Source organism: Bacillus sp. JJ1127, from assembly GCF_036965845.1.
Taxonomy (GTDB): domain Bacteria; phylum Bacillota; class Bacilli; order Bacillales; family Bacillaceae_G; genus Bacillus_A.
The window spans coordinates 1-1840 of the sequence record NZ_JBALQK010000431.1; the positions used below are offsets into that span (position 1 = coordinate 1).

At 31.8% G+C, this 1840-nt stretch carries 1 protein-coding gene; it reads left to right on the forward strand.

Annotated features, from left to right (window positions below; genetic code table 11):
* Window positions 1–33 precede the first annotated feature (33 nt).
* Complete coding sequence (locus tag V7183_RS25545; protein ID WP_335361289.1) at window positions 34–1686, forward strand: pyridoxal phosphate-dependent decarboxylase family protein; 1653 nt, start codon at window positions 34–36, stop codon at window positions 1684–1686.
* Window positions 1687–1840: the final 154 nt, after the last annotated feature.

Below are 1840 nucleotides of genomic sequence, written 5' to 3' on the forward strand. Positions count from 1 at the left end.
AAAATCTATATATTTACAAGGAGACGTGATCACATGCAAGATATTTTAAATTTATTTCCAAGTGCTGATGGAAATGAGAAAAAACAACAACTATTTTTAGAATCTATACAGAAAATAATTGAAAATCTTGGACGTTTAAAAAATGAAAACAAAGCAACTTTAGGGAACATTGAGGAAAAATCAAATGGACACTACAATGACTTAATTCACAAAAGTCATATACCGAAAACAGGAATTACTATGTCTAATGTTATAGAGGAACTAAACCAATTTATGAATGGTCACCCTTATCCAAATAAATATTATTTGTCTAATGCTGTACCACTTCCAAGTATTCCATCATTATTAGGTACAATTACCATGACACTTTTAAATGGTAATGGTGTTTGGGATGTATATGGTCCAGCAGCAGCAGAAGCGGAAGTAAAAGTTGTATCTATGCTTTCGAAACTGATTGGCTATAATCCGCATAATAGCGGTGGTTATACAACATGGGGTGGACAAGGCTGTGTATTTTCGAGCCTACGCTTAGCTATTTCTAAACAATTTCCACTGGCAAAGGAACAAGGTGTTCCACAAAATGTATATTGTTTTGCCTCTGAAAATGCACATTATAGTTTATTAAAATCTGCTGAGGCAGCGGGCATTGGCACAAATCACCTAATTAAAGTAACAACTGATCCTTATACGAATTCCATGGATATAGAAGATTTAGAAAATAAAATGATAGAAGTTATTGAAAATGGAGGTATCCCCCTTTATATTCTAGCTACTATGGGCACAACAGATACATTTGCAATTGATAGTATAAAGAAAATCAAAGAAATTGCCGAACTAATACAAGATAAATATAATTTAGAACCTATTTATATTCACGCTGATTCTGCTATGGGGGGATTCTATAGTTTCTTTAATAATTATGACTTTGAACAAAATCCACTCTTATTTGAGCCAACTGTGAAAGATGCATTACAACAAACTCAAGAAAAAATGCAGTACATGTATCTTGCAGATAGTGTATGCTTTGATTTTCATAAATTAGGACAAACACCTTATGCTTCAAGTATTTGGATTGTTAAAAATCATACCGATTTGCAAATCATGGACGTCGAACAAAATGACACACCTTATCTTGGTAACAGATCGTATGGTAGTTACCATACAGGCTATACATTAGAATGCTCACGAGCTGGTAGTGCCATTCCAATGTATATAAATTTATTAGCATTTGGAATCGAAGGTTATCAAAAATTATTAGCAAATTATATACGTGTAAATCTGCTATTTAGAGAGAAATTGAACACTGCTCTCCCTCAAGTAGCAGTGACAAATGATTTTACGTATGGTCCAATTACAACATTTCGTTTCTATATGAATGGAGATGGCCAGGAGAATTGGAGAAAAGAACGTACAGGTTTAGCAACACAAGAAGAAATTGAAGATACAAATCGATTGAATATAGAAATATTTAATCATCTAGGACAAAATCGAGATCAAATATTTTTAGGAGATACAACTCGTTCTTGTTTAGTGAATGTGATAAACAGCAATGATAGAAAACCAATTTCCACTATTAAATTCTTTGCTATCTCGCCATATACAACTGTTGAATGTTTAGATGAGGTTGTCGCATTTCTTAAAAAACATGTTTTTATTGCTACTAATCAGATTCATTCATATGCTTAATAACTGCATTCGTTATCGTTATAATATTTAAATTTCACTTTATTTTATTTAAGGAATGTTATTAATAGCTTTACATAGATTGTTAATTTCAGCTCATTTCTTATCTATATAAGTACAAATTGAAAAATCGACATAAAACCTTTCTTTTTAGGTG